Source organism: Rhizobium sp. RU20A, from assembly GCF_900155885.1.
In the GTDB taxonomy this organism is placed as follows: domain Bacteria; phylum Pseudomonadota; class Alphaproteobacteria; order Rhizobiales; family Rhizobiaceae; genus RU20A.
Map to the genome: position 1 here is coordinate 28191 of NZ_FTMB01000006.1, position 16532 is coordinate 44722.

Annotated in this window: 16 protein-coding genes; 6 read left to right on the forward strand and 10 right to left on the reverse strand. The window is 66.2% G+C overall.

The annotated features are described in order from the left end of the window. Nucleotides 1-83 precede the first annotated feature (83 nt). From F3H41_RS14715 to F3H41_RS14730, 4 genes are all read right to left on the reverse strand, one after another. Nucleotides 84-821 carry a 16S rRNA (uracil(1498)-N(3))-methyltransferase gene (locus F3H41_RS14715; RefSeq protein ID WP_149739449.1) on the reverse strand — a complete coding sequence of 246 codons (738 nt, stop codon included), beginning with the start codon at nt 819-821 and terminating at the stop codon, nt 84-86. 17 nt (nt 822-838) lie between these two features. Continuing rightward, the gene (locus F3H41_RS14720) at nt 839-2362 is read right to left on the reverse strand and encodes an inorganic phosphate transporter (RefSeq protein ID WP_149739450.1); all 1524 of its coding nucleotides are present in this window, start codon (nt 2360-2362) and stop codon (nt 839-841) included. A gap of 172 nt (nt 2363-2534) precedes the next feature. Then, the gene (locus tag F3H41_RS14725) at nt 2535-3044 is read right to left on the reverse strand and encodes an NUDIX hydrolase (protein ID WP_149739647.1); all 510 of its coding nucleotides are present in this window, start codon (nt 3042-3044) and stop codon (nt 2535-2537) included. A gap of 244 nt (nt 3045-3288) precedes the next feature. Continuing rightward, nucleotides 3289-4101 carry an FCD domain-containing protein gene (locus F3H41_RS14730; RefSeq protein WP_149739451.1) on the reverse strand — a complete coding sequence of 271 codons (813 nt, stop codon included), beginning with the start codon at nt 4099-4101 and terminating at the stop codon, nt 3289-3291. 206 nt (nt 4102-4307) lie between these two features. On the opposite strand from F3H41_RS14730, the gene F3H41_RS14735 reads away from it, so the two are divergent. Further along, the gene (locus F3H41_RS14735; protein WP_149739452.1) at nt 4308-5597 is read left to right on the forward strand and encodes a DUF3422 family protein; all 1290 of its coding nucleotides are present in this window, start codon (nt 4308-4310) and stop codon (nt 5595-5597) included. Between the two features lie 14 nt (nt 5598-5611). Here the strand turns inward: F3H41_RS14735 and F3H41_RS14740 are convergent, their stop codons facing one another. Further along, nucleotides 5612-6508 (reverse strand): LysR family transcriptional regulator, encoded by an 897-nt coding sequence (locus F3H41_RS14740; RefSeq protein ID WP_149739453.1) that lies wholly within the window; start codon nt 6506-6508, stop codon nt 5612-5614. A gap of 178 nt (nt 6509-6686) precedes the next feature. Here F3H41_RS14740 and F3H41_RS14745 point away from each other — a divergent pair, with 178 nt between their 5' ends. The 3 genes from F3H41_RS14745 to glcF all read left to right on the forward strand — a co-directional run bounded on the left by F3H41_RS14745 (nt 6687) and on the right by glcF (nt 10746). Further along, nucleotides 6687-8171, forward strand: coding sequence for an FAD-linked oxidase C-terminal domain-containing protein (locus F3H41_RS14745; protein WP_149739454.1), 1485 nt, complete (start codon nt 6687-6689; stop codon nt 8169-8171). Between the two features lie 68 nt (nt 8172-8239). Then, a complete protein-coding gene (locus tag F3H41_RS14750; RefSeq protein WP_149739455.1) occupies nt 8240-9439 on the forward strand; it encodes an FAD-binding protein in 1200 nt (399 codons plus the stop codon). Next, complete coding sequence (glcF, locus tag F3H41_RS14755) at nt 9439-10746, forward strand: glycolate oxidase subunit GlcF (RefSeq protein ID WP_149739456.1); 1308 nt, start codon at nt 9439-9441, stop codon at nt 10744-10746. The genes F3H41_RS14750 and glcF overlap by 1 nt, the downstream gene beginning before the upstream one ends. Nucleotides 10747-11100: 354 nt before the next feature. Here glcF and F3H41_RS14760 read toward each other — a convergent pair whose 3' ends face one another. From F3H41_RS14760 to F3H41_RS14770, 3 genes are all read right to left on the reverse strand, one after another. After that, nucleotides 11101-11763 carry an outer membrane beta-barrel protein gene (locus tag F3H41_RS14760; protein WP_149739457.1) on the reverse strand — a complete coding sequence of 221 codons (663 nt, stop codon included), beginning with the start codon at nt 11761-11763 and terminating at the stop codon, nt 11101-11103. Nucleotides 11764-12054: 291 nt separating this feature from the next. After that, nucleotides 12055-12762: a L,D-transpeptidase gene (locus F3H41_RS14765; protein WP_149739458.1), complete on the reverse strand. Its 708-nt coding sequence runs from the start codon at nt 12760-12762 to the stop codon at nt 12055-12057. Nucleotides 12763-12943: 181 nt separating this feature from the next. Beyond that, nucleotides 12944-13897, reverse strand: a complete 954-nt coding sequence (locus F3H41_RS14770; protein WP_348532495.1) for a L,D-transpeptidase — start codon at nt 13895-13897, stop codon at nt 12944-12946. A 212-nt stretch (nt 13898-14109) separates the two neighbouring features. Here F3H41_RS14770 and F3H41_RS14780 point away from each other — a divergent pair, with 212 nt between their 5' ends. Further along, nucleotides 14110-14739, forward strand: coding sequence for a DNA-3-methyladenine glycosylase I (locus F3H41_RS14780; protein WP_149739649.1), 630 nt, complete (start codon nt 14110-14112; stop codon nt 14737-14739). Between the two features lie 220 nt (nt 14740-14959). After that, nucleotides 14960-15172 (forward strand): hypothetical protein, encoded by a 213-nt coding sequence (locus F3H41_RS14785; RefSeq protein ID WP_149739459.1) that lies wholly within the window; start codon nt 14960-14962, stop codon nt 15170-15172. Nucleotides 15173-15450: 278 nt separating this feature from the next. On the opposite strand, the gene F3H41_RS14790 is transcribed toward F3H41_RS14785, so the two are convergent. Together F3H41_RS14790 and F3H41_RS14795 are read right to left on the reverse strand one after the other, a co-directional pair. Then, entirely contained in the window at nt 15451-15786 is a 336-nt protein-coding gene (locus F3H41_RS14790) for a DUF305 domain-containing protein (RefSeq protein ID WP_244616229.1), read from the reverse strand. A gap of 199 nt (nt 15787-15985) precedes the next feature. Further along, complete coding sequence (locus F3H41_RS14795; protein WP_149739461.1) at nt 15986-16411, reverse strand: hypothetical protein; 426 nt, start codon at nt 16409-16411, stop codon at nt 15986-15988. Nucleotides 16412-16532: the final 121 nt, after the last annotated feature.

Sequence of the window (16532 nt, forward strand, 5' to 3'; positions counted from 1 at the left end):
TTGAACCGGATTTTTCAGGCTGGCAAGCAAAATCATTTCATGCCTGTTTCAAAAAACAATGACGCTTTGCGACCTTGAATAGCTCATTTCCAGTCCCCAATGGCGGCCTGCAAAACCGCCATGGCAGCCACCGCCGCCGTGTCCGCCCGCAGGATGCGCGGCCCGAGTGGAATGGCCGTGACAAAGGGCAGGGCGCGCAGCATCCGGCGTTCCTCCTCCGAAAATCCGCCCTCCGGCCCGACCAGCAGCGCAATCTTCCGCTCGGTGATGCGCGACAAGATCGGCAGCGGGTTCTGCCCGGCATCGCCCTCGTCGCAGAAGATCAGCCGCCGGCTGCCATCCCAGTCGGCAAGCACCTCCGCGAGCTTGCGCGGCGCCGCGACCGTCGGGATCGAAAGGATGCCGCATTGTTCGGCCGCCTCGATCACATTGGCCTCGATCTTCTCGACCGATCCGATCCGCCCCTGCACATGCTGGGTCATCACCGGTACCAGCCGTCCCGCGCCCATTTCCACGGCCTTCTGCACGAGATAGTCGAGCCGTCCTACCTTCAGCGGTGCGAAGAGATAGGAAAGGTCGGAGGCCTCCGGCTGCGGCCGCACCTGCTCCACGGCGACGAGCGCGATCTTCTTGCGGGTCGGGTAGGTCACCCGCGCCAGCCATTCGCCGTCGCGCCCGTTGAAGACCAGAAGCTCGGCCTCCGCTTCCAGCCGGAGCACATTGGCGAGATAGTTGAACTGTTCGGCGCTCGCCTCGTGGACAAGGCCTGCTCCGAGCGGGCTGGTGATGTAAAGGCGCTGCATGCGAAAATTGGCGCGCATGGAAGTCTCCGGCAGGGTCAGCGAAAGGCGGCCGCGAGAAGGGCATAGATGCCGGCCGACAGCAAGCCGCTCGCCGGTGTCGTCACCACCCAGGCCGCCAGAATGGTCATCAGGTGCGAGCGCCGCACCAGATAGCGCCGGCTGGTTTCGGACTGGTTGACGCCATCGGGGTTGATGGCGGTCTCGGCGCCGTCGCCCTCGCTCTCCCCGGCATTGCGGGTAACGAAGGCGCGGCGGCGGCTGGAGCGCGCCGTATACCATTCGCGAAACAGCCCGACCCCGAACACCGCACCCACCGCAATGTGGGTGGAACTGACAGGCAGGCCGAAGGCCGCGGCCAGGATGACGGTGATCGCAGTCGACATCACCACGCAATAGGCGCGGATCGGATTGAGCTTGGTGATCTCGCTGCCGACGACCCGGATCAGCTTTGGACCGTAGAGCAGGATCCCGACGGAGAGGCCGAGCGCGCCGATGACCAGCACCCAGAAGGGCGCCGAAAGCGGCTTGGCGAACACTCCACTGCCGAGCGCGTGCATGATGCCGGCCAGCGGTCCGATGGCGTTGGAGACGTCATTGGCCCCATGGGCAAAGGACATCAGCGCGGCCGCGAAGATCAGCGGCAGGCGAAACAGCTTGCGCAGCGATTGATTGCGGTTCTCCAGCCCCTCGGCGGCGCGGGCGATCAGCGGCTTCAGGCCCCCGTAGCTCGCAAGCCCGACCAACCCTCCGAGCACCAGGGCCTGGAAGGCCGTGATGCTCAGCACCTGCCCGGCGCCGACGAGAGTAATATAGGTCGTGAACGACCCGGCCATGATGGCAAGCAGCACGGGCACCCACCGCTTTGCCGCCTCCAGCTTGTCTTCGCGGTAAAGGATGAAGGTCTTCACGAAGGCGAGGAAGCCGATGGCGACCAGCGCGCCGAAGAGCGGCGAGGTGATCCAGCTGACGACGACGGCGCCGATGCTTTTCCAGTGCAGGGCATCGGCGCCGGCCGCAACGATGCCGGCCCCCGCCACCCCGCCGACGATGGCGTGGGTGGTGGAAACGGGCGCGCTGGCAAGGGTTGCGATGTTGACGACGATGGCAGCCGAAAGCAGCGCGGCGATCATCACCTTTGCGTAAGCCATGTCGCTCGGCATGCGATCAGGCGAAACGATGCCGGTGGCGATGGTGTCGATGACGTCGCGCCCGGCGATCAGCGCCCCCGCCGTGTCGAAAACGGCAGCAATGATCAGCGCCGTGCCGAGCGTCATGGCGCGGGCCCCGACGGCGGCGCCGACATTGTTCGTCACGTCGTTGGCGCCGATGTTGATGGCCATGTAGACGGCCAGCGCCGCGCCGGCGATCGCCATCACCGCCCCCGGTCGCTCCAGCATGACGAGGGCGGCAAAACTGGTGGCCAGCACAAGAAAGATCAGCGCGATGCCGGGCGCGACCAGCGAGCGCGACACGCGCACGGAGACCTCCTCCACGCGATGATATTTCTCCAGATCCTTGTCGAGCGTCGGCTTGCCGGCGCCCCGGGCAGTCTTGGCCATGGGTCGTTAAGTCCAGAATGAGGCGGGAAGGTCGGCGGGTGGGGCGATCGGGCTCCTGTGGGTTCCACGCTGGCGGTCGGTAGACCGTCGCAGCTGCGGCGATATCACAGGGCGTTCGGTGTGTCAGGTCGCATGTGGCGCGTCGTTGTCCGCGACGCGGGCCGGGCGCTGCCTAGCCGACCTTGCGCGTTGGCGTATCATGCGAGGGCGTCAGCGGCCCGCCTGCGGCAAAGGACCGGATGAGCGCCTTGAGCTCCGGCTCGTCCACCCGCATGGCGGCCTCCTCGGGCGTCACCCATTCCAGGCGACGCTTGCCCTTCTCCTTGAATTTCGAAACCATGTCCGAGACTTCGAGCGCATGCACGGCGACGATGCACGGCACTTTCACGCCATGCTCCAGACCCTTTTCGTAGACAAAGGTCCCGAGCATCTCTTCCTCAGCCTTTCCCTTGACGCCGGCTTCCTCGAAGGCTTCCTGCTCGGCGACCTGCGAGGCGCTGCGCCCGTCCATCGGCCAGCCCTTGGGGATCACCCAGCGTCCGGTGTCACGGCTGGTGATCAGCAGGATCTCCAGTGCGCCGTCGCCTTTGCGCCTGCGGTGGCACAGGGCAGCATACTGCATCCGCAAGGGTCTGCGGAACATCAACTGCATGTCAGCGACGAGACGGCTCAGGATACTCAATTCAAGATATTCCTTTCGAATGGGCTGGCGGGAAGAAAGCGCAAAGTGAAACGCGATAGAAAGAGGCGTGCCGGACAGTCTAGAAAGCCCTTCTAAAATCGGGTGTAAAGCGCCTGCTGTCCAGACCTGTGAAGCGTCCATGCGCCTAAACGTCCGTCTCAATAGACAAATATTGGTGTAGTCGTCGGTTGTGTCGTTCTTTAGAAGCGTAATTGCGCCATGGTATCGTCGCTTAGCGCCTTATCTACGCTTTTCCGTTCGAATCAGTCGCATCGTCTCCCCGATGAAGGCGCCGCAACTGCGAGACGCGCGCGCGGTCGCCTGCGCGATCGGCGGCGCGCGCTGCCTCGATGATGAAGTCGATATGGGCTTCCGCTGCCTGACGCGCCCGCCCCGGGTCGCCGGCAAGAATGCCATCGAGAATAGCCTCATGTTGCGACAGCAATGCGTCATGCGCGCCGGGCGCTGCGAAGACCATGCGCCGGTTGAGAAGGATCCCTTCCGACAGCAGTCGGTAGCAGGCCCGCATCGTGTGCAGCAGCACCATATTGTGGGCGCTCTCGCCGATGGCGTTGTGGAAGGCGATGTCCGCTTCGAGCTCGCGCTCGTAGTCATCAACGGCATGGGCGGCGCGCATCTGCGCGATGAGGGTGGCAAGATGCGCCCGGTCATCCGCGGTCGCCCGCTCGGCCGCCAGCGCCGCCGTCATGCCCTCCAGCGCACGCCGGTACTCCAGATAGTCCTGCCGGGCTTGCCCGTGGCGCGAGATGAGATCGATCAGCGGCTGCGAAAACACCTGCCCGATGATATCGGCCACGAAGGTGCCGCCACCATGCTGGCTGACGAGCAGGCCGCGCGTCTCCAGCACCTTCAGCGCCTCGCGCAGGATCGGTCGCGACACGTCGAGCCGTCGTGCCAGATCCCGCTCGCCCGGCAGCCGGTCGCCGTCCCGCAGCACGCCGTCGAGGATAAGTCGCTCGATGCGGGCCACCACTTCGTCGGCGGTGCGCGCATGGGGTATGGGTGCATAAAGGTCGGCATTCGTCGTCTCGCTCAAGGCGTCTCCTCCAAAGCGCCGGTGAGGCGAGGGCCGCAGGGCCGCCGAGTGATGGCACAGCCGCCTTGCGTCCCGCAAGCATTGCGCGGCGGGTCAGCGGATCGATGCGGTCCTGATGCGGTGCTTTGTCTTGCTTTCGGTCGAGGGATGCTTTTGCATTTTGCCAAAGGCTTGATAACGATGGGCGGTGGACAGGGGAGACTATCATGGCACGTCGCATGTTCGAATTTCCGCCCGCCACGGCGCGGGCCCAGGCGCTCGGCGAAATCCATTCGCGGCCCTATGTGCTCGTCGGCTCGCCCCGCGTCATCCTGCAGCTCGCCTTCCTGACGGAGGGCGGCTCCTCGGTCGATCAGGCCGTGATGTCGGAACTGTCGCGCTCGCGCGGTGTCTCGCCCCCGGCGCGGGAGGCAAACCACCACGCCATGGCCTGGGGGCCCGGCACGCTGCGCTGGGAACGCCACACGGAATTCTCCACTTATTTCTGGGATGGCCCGGTGCCGGAACGGTTCGGTGCCGAGGTCACCCAGCATCCCTTCGGCGACAGCTTTCCGCCACCGGGAACGCTGATCTCCGCCATCCGCCTCGAAGTGCGCCCGGATACCGAGGAAACCCGCGCGGCCATCGCGGATTTCGACCAGACGAGCCTCTGTTTCAGCGAGGCGAAGAACGGCCAGGCCCTCGTCGTCACCGACTTTCGCCAGAACGGCGACGGCATGACGCAGATCCTCGTCATCGACCGTTCCCTGACGGAAGCCGGGCGCGGTGCGCTGGTCCAGCGGCTCCTCGATATTGAAACCTACCGCACGCTCGCCATGATGGGTCTGCCGCTGGCCCAGTCCCTGTGGCCGGATGTGCGCCGCATCGAAAACGGGCTGACGGCCATCACCCAGCACATGAAGGGCGGCGTGCGCGAGACGGCAGATCGCCAGCTCTCCGAAATCACCCGTCTGGCTGCCGAACTGGAGGCGGGTGCCGCCCTCAGCCTCTACCGCTTCGGCGCCAGCCGCGCCTATTACGGCATCGTGCAGGAGCGCATCCGCGCGCTCGGCGAAACGGGCGTGCCCGGCTACGAGACGCTCGGCACCTTCCTCGAGCGGCGCCTCGCACCCGCCATGCGCACCTGCCAGTCCATCGAGGAGCAGCAGGCCAACCTCTCGCGCAAGCTTGCGCGCGCCACCGCGCTGCTCAGAAGCTGGGTGGATGTGGAACTGGAGCGACAGAATGCGACGCTGCTCTCGTCCATGGATCGCCGCGCCCGGCTGCAACTGCGCCTGCAGCAGACCGTTGAAGGCCTGTCGGTCGCCGCCATCTCCTATTACGTCGTCGGCCTCTTTGGCTATCTCGCCAAGGCGATCGGACACGATCTCGTGCCCGTCGATCCCGGCGTGCTGACCGGGGCTTTCGTGCCGATCGCCGTCATCGGCGTCTGGGTCACCGTCCGCCGCATCCGCAACCGCCATGCCGAGGAAGACAAGGAACATGGCGACGCCTGAGGTGAGGGCAGGCGTTATCCTTCCCAATAGGGCACGGGACCATAGAGCCCGGCGAGATAATCGATGAAGAGCCGCACCTTCACCGGCAGGAACTGCCGGCTCGGATAGACCGCCGACAACGCCAGCGTCTTCGGCCCTTCATAGGCCGGCAGCACCTGCACCAGCCGGCCTTCCTTGAGCTCCCGTCCGATATCCCAGGTGGAGCGCAGCGCGATGCCGAGCCCGGCAATCACCGCCTCGCGGATCACCTCGGAGGAGTTGGTGATCAGCGGCCCCTCAGGCCGGTAGGTGATCGCGCCCTCCGGTCCCTCCAGCTTCCACGCATCGTGGTTGTGGGCCGGCAGCAGGATGTGGCGGGCAAGATCCTCGATCGTTGCCGGCATGCCATGCGTTTCCAAATAGGCCGGTGCCGCGCAGAGCAGGCGCCGCACCGGCGCCAGCCGTCTGGCGACAAGGCTCGAATCGGAGAGATCGCCGATGCGCACGGCCAGATCGAAGCCGCCAGCGACGATGTCGGTGAAATCGTCCGAGAGCATCAGGTTGATCGTCAGCTCCGGATGCGCCTGCATGAAGGGCAAGAGGTGCGGCGCGATGTGCTGGCGGCCGAAGGAGGTCGGCGCCGAGATCTTCAGTGTGCCCTGCGCCTGTCCCGAACGTCCCGAGACGAAGGCCTCCGCCTCCTCGATGGCCCCCAGCACCGAGCGGATGCGCTCGTGAAAACCTTCGCCCGCCTCCGTCAGCGAAATCTGCCGCGTCGTGCGCTGCAACAGTCGTGTCCCCAGCCGATCTTCCAGCCGCTTGATGCGCTTGGAGATGACAGCCGGCGAAAGCCCGAGCGCCCGCCCCGCCGCCGACATGGAGCCGGTGGAAACGACGCGGGCGAAAATGTCGAGGTCTTCGAGATGCGTCATTCCCGCTCCATTTGTTCCATGCCGGCGAAAGTTCTTAGCATTTTTGCCGACTTTCGTGCAGTGGCAAAGGCGCGATCGAACTGGTAAAGAAAAATGACCAGTGACCGCGCCATCCACATCCGCTAGGCTCGGCGTTCACGGTCCGCTGCCGAGGATGGCGGTTTCAGGGAGGACAACCATGCACCAGCCGATCGCCTTTCTCGAACCGCGCCGCACCGTCATGGATCGCCGCGCCGTCATCGTCGCCGATCTCGCCGATCTCCTGCCCAAGGGCTGCCTGATCAGCGACGAGCGCGGCCTCGTGCCCTTCGAAACGGACGCCTTCGTCTCCTACCGCCGCCTGCCGCTCGCCGTCGCCCTGCCGGAGACGACGGCGCAGGTTTCGGCGCTCCTCAAATATTGCAGCCGCTACGGCATTCCCGTCGTGCCACGCGGGGCCGGCACATCGCTCTCCGGCGGCGCCATCCCGCAGGAAGATGCCGTCGTCATCGGCCTTTCCAAGCTCAACCGCATTCTGGAAGTGGACCTGCCGAACCGCACCGCCACCGTGCAGGCCGGCGTCACCAATCTCTCGATTTCCGAGGCCGTCTCGGCCGACGGCTTCTTCTATGCCCCGGACCCCAGCTCGCAGCTCGCCTGCACGATCGGCGGTAATATCGGCATGAACTCCGGCGGCGCCCACTGCCTGAAATACGGCGTCACCACCAACAACCTGCTGGGCGTGAAGATGGTGCTCTTCGACGGCACCGTCATCGAGCTCGGCGGCAAGGCGCTCGATGCGGCGGGCCTCGACATTCTCGGTCTCGTCTGCGGCTCCGAAGGCCAGCTCGGCATTGTGACGGAAGCAACCGTGCGCCTCGTCGCCAAGCCCGAAGGCGCCCGGCCCGTGCTCTTCGGCTTCCCCTCGTCGGTGGAAGCCGGTGCCTGCGTCGCCGAGGTGATCGGCACCGGCATCATCCCCGTCGCCATCGAATTCATGGACAAGCCGGCCATCGAGATCTGCGAGGCCTTCGCGAAGGCCGGCTATCCGCTCGATGTCGAGGCGCTGCTGATCGTCGAGGTTGAGGGCTCCGAGGCCGAGATGGACGCCATGCTCGCCGCCATCATCGAGATCGCCCGCCGCCACGGCGTCTCCACCATCCGCGAATGCCAGTCGGCGACGGAAGCGGCGCTCATCTGGAAGGGCCGCAAATCCGCCTTCGGCGCCACGGGCCGCATCTCCGACTATATCTGCATGGACGGCACCGTGCCGCTCGGCAAGCTGCCCTACGTGCTCGAAAAGACCGCCGAGATCATCGCCGGCTACGGCCTGCGCGTCGCCAACGTCTTCCACGCCGGCGACGGCAACATGCACCCGCTCATCCTCTTCAACGCCAACGATCCCGAGGATGCTGCGAAGGCCGAAGCGGCCGGCAACGATATCCTCAAGCTCTGCGTCGATGCCGGCGGCTGTCTGACCGGCGAGCACGGCGTCGGCATCGAAAAGCGCGACCTGATGCGCCACCAGTTCGCGGAGGTCGATCTCAATCAGCAGATGGCCGTGCGCGCCGCCTTCGACCCGGACTGGATCATGAACCCCTCCAAGGTCTTCCCGCTCGACGGAAGGCCCCCGTCTGCCGCCGCAAGGCCCGCCGATCCGCCCCGTGTCGCGACGGCCTCCTGACGGGCATCTTCGCGACCCCCTTTCCCCTTTGACGCCGCCCGGCTGCGGCCCGAACCCCGGATCTTTCCATGCCCGATATGCTGACTCCCACGAGCGAGGCCGAAGCCGCCGAGATGATCCGCGCCGCGGCCGCCGACAGCCGGCCGCTCGCCATTCGCGGCGGCGGCACCCGCAGCCTGAAGGCACTGGGCGAGGGCGCCACCATCCTGTCAACGTCAGGCCTCACAGGCATCACGGCCTACGAGTCGGCGGAGATGACGATGACCGCGCGCGCCGGCACCCCCTTGGCCGACATCGAGGCGGCTCTTGCCGCGCATCGCCAGATGCTCGCCTTCGAGCCCCATGACCTGCGCCCCGTTCTCGGCGCCACGGGCGAGCCGACCATCGGCGGCGTTTTCGCCACCAATGCCTCCGGTCCGCGCCGCTTCGTGGCGGGCGCGGCGCGTGACAGCCTGCTCGGCGTGCGCTTCGTCAACGGCAGCGGCGAGGCGGTGAAATCCGGCGGGCGCGTCATGAAGAACGTCACCGGCCTCGACCTCGTCAAGCTCATGGCCGGCTCGCGCGGCACGCTGGCGCTGATGAGCGAACTCACCTTCCGCCTGCTGCCCGTGCCGGAAACCGCCGCCACCATCGTGCTGTCAGGCCTCGACGACGAAGCCGCTGCCCGCGCCATGGCGGTCGCCATGAGCCTGCCGGTCGAAGTCTCCGGCGCAGCGCACCTTCCCGAAAGCGTGCGCAGCCGCTTCCTAGGCGGACACCTGCCCGAAGGCGCCGCCACCGTGCTGCGCCTCGAAGGCCTTGCCGCCTCCGTCGTGGTGCGCCTTCAAAAGCTGACCGCCGCCATGGCGCCCTTCGCCCCCGTCACCCGCCTCGACCGCGACGAGACCATCGCGCTCTGGCACGAGATCCGCGACGCCAGACCCTATGCGGACGGCACGACGCGCGCCCTCTGGCGCGTCTCCGCCGCTCCCATGGAAGGCCAGCGCCTCATCGCTGCGCTGCGCCTGCAAGCCGGCATCGACTGCTTCTACGACTGGCAGGGCGGCCTCGTCTGGATGCGGATGGAAGCCGGGCCGGAAGCCGCGCTGGTGCGCGGCTACGCCGAAAAACTCCCCGGCACCGCCCACGCCACGCTTGTCCGCGCCGATGCTGCGTCGCTTGCGGCAACGCCCGCCGAACCTCCCGTCTCCCCCGCCGTCGAAGCCCTGACCGCCCGCATCCGCGCGTCGATCGATCCGGCGGGCATCTTTTCCGGAAAGGCTGCCTGATGCAGACCAATTTTTCCCCCGCGCAGCTCGCTGATCCGCATGTGGCCGAATCCGAAAAGATCCTGCGGCGCTGCGTGCATTGCGGCTTCTGCACGGCCACCTGTCCGACCTATGTGACGCTCGGTGACGAGCTCGACAGTCCGCGCGGGCGCATCTATCTCATCAAGGACATGCTGGAAAACGGCCGGCCCGCCGACAAGGAGACGGTAACGCATATCGACCGGTGCCTCTCTTGCCTCTCCTGCACCACCACCTGTCCCTCCGGCGTCGACTACATGCACCTCGTCGATCACGCTCGCGTCCATATCGAGAAGACCTATACCCGGCCGCTGCCGGATCGCCTGACGCGCGCGCTGCTCGCTTTCGTGCTGCCACATCCGGCCCGCTTCCGGCTGGCGCTCAAGGCAGCCGGGCTTGCGCGCCCCTTCGCCGCTCTCTTCAAGCGTTTTCCCGTCACCCGTCCGCTCGGCAACATGCTGGATCTCGCGCCCGCCAGCGTGCCGGCCCCGTCCGATTCGGCCCGTGCCGGCACGCGCCCGGCCACGGCTGAAAAGCGCGGCCGTGTCGCCATTCTCTCCGGCTGCGCCCAGCCTGTGCTGAAGCCGGAGATCAACGAGGCGACGCTGCGCCTGCTCGCCCGCCTCGGCATCGAGGTCGTCATTCCCGAGGGCGAGGGCTGCTGCGGCTCGCTCGTCCACCACATGGGCCGCGAAGAGGAAGCGCTTGCAAGCGCCCGGCGCAATGTCGACGTCTGGACCCGCGAGATCGAGCGTGGCGGGCTCGACGCCATCCTCATCACCGCGTCGGGCTGCGGCACGACGATCAAGGACTACGGCCACATGCTGCGGCTCGACCCCGCCTATGCGGAAAAAGCCGCCCGCATCTCCGCGCTTGCGAAGGACATCACCGAATATCTCGCGACGCTCGACCTGCCCCGTCAGGAGCCCCGCAAGCTGACGGTGACCTATCATTCCGCCTGCTCCATGCAGCATGGCCAGAAGATCACCATGGCGCCGAAACTGCTGCTGAAGGCGGCGGGCTTCACGGTGCGCGATCCTGCCGAAGGGCACCTGTGCTGCGGCTCGGCCGGCACCTACAACATCCTTCAGTCCGAGATTTCCGACAGGCTGAAGGCCCGCAAGGTGAAAAACCTCGAAGCCACCAAGCCCGACGTCATCGCCACCGGCAACATCGGCTGCATCACCCAGATCGCAACCGGCACGGCGGTGCCGATCCTTCACACGGTGGAACTGCTCGACTGGGCCTATGGCGGCCCGAAGCCGCCTGCGCTGGCGGGGCGAGGGTAGGGGCAGTGGCGTACGTGCGCGCGGCGTGGGGTCGTCGCGTCATCAATGCTGCTGGCAAAAGCAGTCTCGGGCGGGCTTTAACGCTTGTCCGTTGCCCCACCCGCCGTCATCCTCGGGCTTGACCCGAGGATCACCTTTTAAAGCGCTTACGGGCGTGGCTGTTGATCCTCGGCTCAAGGCTGAGGATGACTTCAGAGTGTGAGGCATGAGAGCGGAATGCGGGAACGCGTCATCCGCGAGGATAGCGGTATGAGGGCGCGTCTGGCGTCAAACAAATCTCCCGGCAATACGCGCACGACCACCGAACCTATGCCGGCACTCGCGTCACAAACACGCGCTCGCGCCATCACCCCATCAGAAATGATAGGACACGCCCACATTCACCGCATTGGTCAGAATGTTGGTCTTCAGCTTGGCCCCGCTGTCGATGTCGACATTCACCCAGGAGTAATTGCCCTTGTACTCGGTGAAAACGGACCAGTTGTCGGTGATGGCGTAGGTGACGCCGGCCTGGGCCTGCAGCGTGGCGCCGCCCACCTGGTAACCGAAGGTGCGGCCGGAGGGGCGGGTGACTTCCACATGCGGAATGTTGATGCCGGCGCCGAGGCCGACATAGGGCGTCCAGGCGCGGCCCGGCTCGGTGAAGCGGTAGAGCGCGTTGAGCGTCAGGAGGTTCAGCCCGTCGGTGAATTCGAAATGCGTCCAGCCCGGCGTCTTGGCGAAGGTGTCGCCGCCCGCATAGACCTTGGCATGGGTAAAATCGATCGACAGGCCAACGTCCGGTTCGCCGAAGGAGCCGAGCCACCAGGTGGCGCGCGCGCCATAATAGGGCGGATTGGCGAAGGACTTGCCGTCCCAGCCGGCGGTGAAATGCGTCCCGTCGCTGGTCGTCACCCCGCTATGCGGCGCCGTCTGGTAGCCGCCGTAGACGGAAAGCTGCACATCTTCCGCGTGGGCGGGGGAGACGGTGACCATGCTCGTGGCGAGGAAAGCGGCGGAAAGGGCGATGGCGCGCATGAGATCGATCCGGAACGGGGATGATCACCGATGCGTATCAGTCGCGTGCAATCGATTTGTGACAGGGTGGGCGCCGGCAAACGCCCTACCCGGAGCGGCACCCCACCCGCTGCTTCGCAGCGACCTCCCCCTCAAGGGGAGGTAGGGTCTCGGAGGCCGCGGCATCCTCCCACACGCCCCTTGAGGGGGCGGGTCGGCGCTTGCGCCGGGGTGGGGTGACCTTTGGGCAGGTTATTGATGACGCGCACGACGCAGTGCAAGCCACCAGGCCGCACGTCGAACGCGTCGGCTTCATCCCCCGAACAGCTGCCGGAAGAAATCGACGCCGCGGTCGTCGAAGCTGACCTTGCCCTGGCGGTTGCCAGGACCGACGACGATGACCTTCGAGCCGACGGGCACGCGGGCATAGAGGTCCGTGACATCCTTGTTCATCATGCGGATGCAGCCGGACGACATGTTCTGGCCGATCGACCAGGGCTGGTTGGTGCCGTGGATGCGAAACGCCGTGTCGTGGCCGCGCTTGTTGTGCAGGTAGAGCGCCCGCGCGCCCAGCGGATTGTCTTCGCCGCCGGGCTGGTAGGCGGGCAGGATATGGCCTTTGCGGGCCTCACGGGCGCGCATTTCCGGCGGCGGCGTCCATCCCGGCCATTCGGCCTTGCGCCCCACCGTCACGACGCCGGACCAGCCGAAACCCTCGCGGCCAACGCCGATGCCGTAGCGGGTGGCGCGGTTCGTGCCATCGACCAGATAGAGAAACTTGTTGTTGGTATCGACGATGATGGTGCCCACCGGCTCGTCCGTCGCCAGCCGCACCCGGGTGCGGGCATATTTGCGATCCGGCATCTTCTTGTTGGCGATACGGATCACGTCCCGTTCCGCCGAAACGCCGGCCGGCCGCTCCATCATCGGCTGTGCGGTGGCGCCCGTTGCGCCCGTCACCGCCAGCGCCAGCACAAGGGCGGCTGCCTTGGCCGCCCCCGTCACGCTCGTCTTCGTCATGCGATTGTTCCCTTCTCCCGCATGGATGCCTTTGCCCATGCGCTCCCGTCCTTGTGTTTCCGCTGTCCTCGCCCGGTTTCCGCCGCACACAGGCTACCGCAACGGCTTGCGATGACAAGAGCCGTCCGCCACGGACAAGGCGCATCCTGGCTGCTTGGCCGCCCGCCCGCGGTTCCTGGGGTTATTGCACGATGACGCGGGCGCCGACATTGACGCGCTCGTAGAGGTCGGTCACATCCTCGTTGCGCATGCGGATGCAGCCCGAAGAGACCGCGTAGCCGATCGTCCACGGCGCATTGGTGCCGTGGATGCGGTAGAGGGTTGAGCCGAGATAGAGGGCGCGCGCGCCGAGCGGGTTCTGCGGGCCGCCTTCCATGCGGGCCGGCAGGAAATGGCCCTTGGCGGCCTCGCGCGCGATCATTTCCTGCGGCGGATGCCAGTCCGGCCATTCGGCCTTGCGGGTCACCTTGTGGGCGCCGGCCCATTCGAAACCGGGCTTGCCGACGCCGACGCCATAGCGGCGCGCCTCGCCATTGCCTTCAACAAGGTAGAGGAAGCGGTTGTTGGTGTCGATGACGATCGTGCCGGGCTTTTCGGCCGTTTCATAGGCCACTGTCTGCGGCAGGAATTTCGGGTCCAGGGCGCGGCGTGCCGGATCCTCGGCCCGGGTGATGGCTGCCACCTGCTGCGGATCCATCTGCTGGCCGGCCCGCGGCTGTCCGTAGGAAGGCTGGCGCACCGTCTGGCCGCCCAGCGCGACGCCGGCCCGGTCGATGCGTCGCACGGCAACGCCCGGCAAGGCGTCCATGGGCTGCCCGCGCCGCTGCTGATACTGGCCCTGCCGGTACTGGCCTTGCTGATATTGGCCTTGCTGATATTGCCCCTGCTGGTATTGCCGCGTCTGGTAACGGGTGGCGGCGCGCTGGCGCTCGCGATAGACGGGTCGCACCTGCCCATCCTGCACGCCAAGCTGCAGCAGCCACGGGGCGGCGAGGTCGGGACTGACGATCACCGGCGGCCGGTTGGCATAGCGGTCGTTGGCGCTCGCCACGCCGCCGGACAGCGGGGCAAGCGACAAGGCGAGGGCCAGTCCCGCAAGCGCGGGAAAGCGGCGGGCAAGACGGCTGTGGAGGATGGAGGAGGGCTTGAAGATCGGGCGCACGCTGAAAACCTTTCGCCGAAGGATCTGGCCGGCTGGGCCAAGGAATGGTGCGATCGTGGCAGGCGCGCGCAAGCGAAAGGTAAACGGCCGGCCTCGAAAAACCGAACGACCCGTTAAAGCTTTCGGTAGGGTTATCGCCCGGTATAGGACCATGGTTTCCACAAGGTGAATCGAAAGGACCCATGATGATCGCCGAGGGATTGATGAGGGGAGAGGACGGCGTGGTGACCTGCGCCTGGCACGGCGGGCTTGCCGACTATCGCCGCTACCACGACGCCGAATGGGGCCATCCCGTCACGGACGATACGCGCCTCTTCGAGAAGATCTGCCTGGAAGGGTTCCAGTCCGGTCTCTCCTGGCTGACGATCCTCCGGAAGCGCGAGGCCTTCCGCGCTGGCTTTGCCGGCTTCGACATCCCGGTCGTCGCGGCCTTCGGTGCCGCGGATGTGGAGCGGCTCGTTGCCGATCCCGGCATCGTGCGCCATCGCGGCAAGATCGTCTCCACCATCAACAATGCCCGCCGCGCGCTGGAGATGCAGGCCGAGTTCGGCTCGCTCGCCCGTTACTTCTGGTCCCACGAGCCGCAGCCGCAGGAGCGGCCTGATATCGTCGACCTCGCGCATATCCGGGCCAATCCCACGACGGTCGTCTCGACGAAAATCTCCAAGGACCTCAAGAAGCGCGGCTGGACCTTTGTCGGCCCCACCACTGTCTACGCCTTCATGCAGGCCATGGGCCTCGTCAATGACCACCTCGAAGGCTGTGCCTTGAGGGGCGAAGTCGAGCGCAAGCGCGCGCTTCTGCGCCGTCCGTAAGCGGGGTTTAACGCGAGGCTTGCCTGAAGCTGACCGAAAGTTCGTTTTTTCGCTTTGGCACCCTTGCTCCGGCATTTTAGGGATTTCAAACGCGCGAAAATCAGCTAGCTTCTGACTCAGCGGCAAATCACCATACAGTCTCGCGTTGAACATCCCGTCAGTGCTCGTGTCGGCGGGCGCCGCTATGTGCTGAATGAATCGGCATGATTGGAGAGATGACATGACGTCACAGTTTACGACGGAAGATTGGGCCTGCTTCAAGGCGCGCGAGATTGTCGAGCGCGAGGGCATGACCCTTGTTCGGGCCGCGCGCGGCAGCAGCCGGAACGATTTGCATGAAAGCAGCCTGCGGCTGGCGCGCGCCATCGCCGCGACACTCATCGAGGCTTCGGTGGACAATTCCGCCTATTCCAATCGCGCGCGCTCCTTCTGACGCACATCGCAAGGCCACGGGCTTGGTCGTGGCGGACCCGGGGTTGCCGGTCGAAATCGGCGCCCCGCGCTGAGCTCTGGTCTTTGCGAGATGTCGTCCCGGTCATTCCGGAAGGCTGGCGGCCTTCCGGAATGACCTTTCCTTCCCCGGTGTTTTGGCATTCCGGAAGGCTGACGGCCTTCCGGAATGACCCTTTCTTCATCGGTGTTTTGGCATTCCGGAAGGCTGGCGGCCGTCCGGAACACTGCGTTTGCGAGACACGCCTCACGCGTGCAGCTTTAGCCGCCGTTCTTGGCGAGCCAGTCCCGCATCTGGCGGATCTCCGCCTCCTGCGCCGCGATGATGTCCTCGGCGAGCTTGCGAATGTCCGGGTCGGTACCGTATTCCAGCTCCACCTTGGCCATGTCGATGGCGCCCTGATGGTGGGCGATCATGCCGCGCACGAAATCAACGTCCGCATTGCCGGTAAAGTCGATCGCCATGTCGCGGTGCATCCGCTGATTGCCCTCCTGAAAGGCCTTGCTGGAGGGCGCATCGGCCCCCGGCCCGGTGGCGGCCATATCGTGCTGCATGGCGCCGTGCCCCGCATGGCTGTCTTCGGCAAAGGCGGACATTGGAAGAAGCGTCAGCGATCCGCCGAGAAGGCAGGCGGCAAGAAAGCTGCGGACCGAATGCGTCGAGCGTGTTTGATGGGTCATTGTCCTGTTCCAGTCTGTGGTTCTGTGGCGCACGGCACGTCTCGCGCCCCGTCGATGGGATAGCGCGGTGTTCCGGCCGGCGACCGGATGGTGTGTGGGGAAGTCGATCGGTCGCTCAGGCCCTGCGTCGGGGTGGTTGCAGCGGAACGGCCGGCAACTGGCCGGAAAGCCGCGACACGATGAGGGGCGAAAGGCTTTCGGCATTTTCGGTTGCCTGCCGCAGCACGGTGCTGCGCGCCGCCAGCCCGAGACAGGCGCCGCAGGGAAAAGATGCATCATGCGACGGCCGCTGGGATTGGTCTGCGTCACCGCGGCCCGGTGACCGGATGTCCGTTGCCCTGTCGCCGTGATGCATTGCCCCGGCATGCACGTCCCCGGCATCGGCGCTGTGGTGGCTGGCATGGTTCGGCACGGGCCCGTGGGCACGGGGCGTCGCCATGGCCATGCCGCAGCCGGCAAGCGCCATGGCCCCGGCATGCGCGGGCGTGCCGGCAAGGCCGAGGCTGGAGATCATCATCAGGATGAGGGCGATGACGCGCATGTCACGAACATGGCGTGGGCAGGAAGCGCTGACAAGAGGGAGGGGGAACGAGGTGACGAGGGGCAGGGGGCAGGGGGCAGGGGGCAGGGGGCCAGTGATGAGGGGAATGGTGCGCGCCCGC

Excerpts from the sequence above, each read along its gene's own strand:
- F3H41_RS14715 (WP_149739449.1), bottom strand. The coding sequence starts at position 821 with ATGCGCGCCAATTTTCGCATGCAGCGCCTTTACATCACCAGCCCGCTC.
- F3H41_RS14720 (WP_149739450.1), bottom strand. The coding sequence starts at position 2,362 with ATGGCCAAGACTGCCCGGGGCGCCGGCAAGCCGACGCTCGACAAGGAT.
- F3H41_RS14735 (WP_149739452.1), top strand. The coding sequence starts at position 4,308 with ATGGCACGTCGCATGTTCGAATTTCCGCCCGCCACGGCGCGGGCCCAG.
- F3H41_RS14740 (WP_149739453.1), bottom strand. The coding sequence starts at position 6,508 with ATGACGCATCTCGAAGACCTCGACATTTTCGCCCGCGTCGTTTCCACC.
- F3H41_RS14745 (WP_149739454.1), top strand. The coding sequence starts at position 6,687 with ATGCACCAGCCGATCGCCTTTCTCGAACCGCGCCGCACCGTCATGGAT.
- F3H41_RS14750 (WP_149739455.1), top strand. The coding sequence starts at position 8,240 with ATGCCCGATATGCTGACTCCCACGAGCGAGGCCGAAGCCGCCGAGATG.
- glcF (WP_149739456.1), top strand. The coding sequence starts at position 9,439 with ATGCAGACCAATTTTTCCCCCGCGCAGCTCGCTGATCCGCATGTGGCC.
- F3H41_RS14760 (WP_149739457.1), bottom strand. The coding sequence starts at position 11,763 with ATGCGCGCCATCGCCCTTTCCGCCGCTTTCCTCGCCACGAGCATGGTC.
- F3H41_RS14765 (WP_149739458.1), bottom strand. The coding sequence starts at position 12,762 with ATGACGAAGACGAGCGTGACGGGGGCGGCCAAGGCAGCCGCCCTTGTG.
- F3H41_RS14780 (WP_149739649.1), top strand. The coding sequence starts at position 14,110 with ATGATCGCCGAGGGATTGATGAGGGGAGAGGACGGCGTGGTGACCTGC.
- F3H41_RS14785 (WP_149739459.1), top strand. The coding sequence starts at position 14,960 with ATGACGTCACAGTTTACGACGGAAGATTGGGCCTGCTTCAAGGCGCGC.
- F3H41_RS14790 (WP_244616229.1), bottom strand. The coding sequence starts at position 15,786 with ATGTCCGCCTTTGCCGAAGACAGCCATGCGGGGCACGGCGCCATGCAG.
- F3H41_RS14795 (WP_149739461.1), bottom strand. The coding sequence starts at position 16,411 with ATGCGCGTCATCGCCCTCATCCTGATGATGATCTCCAGCCTCGGCCTT.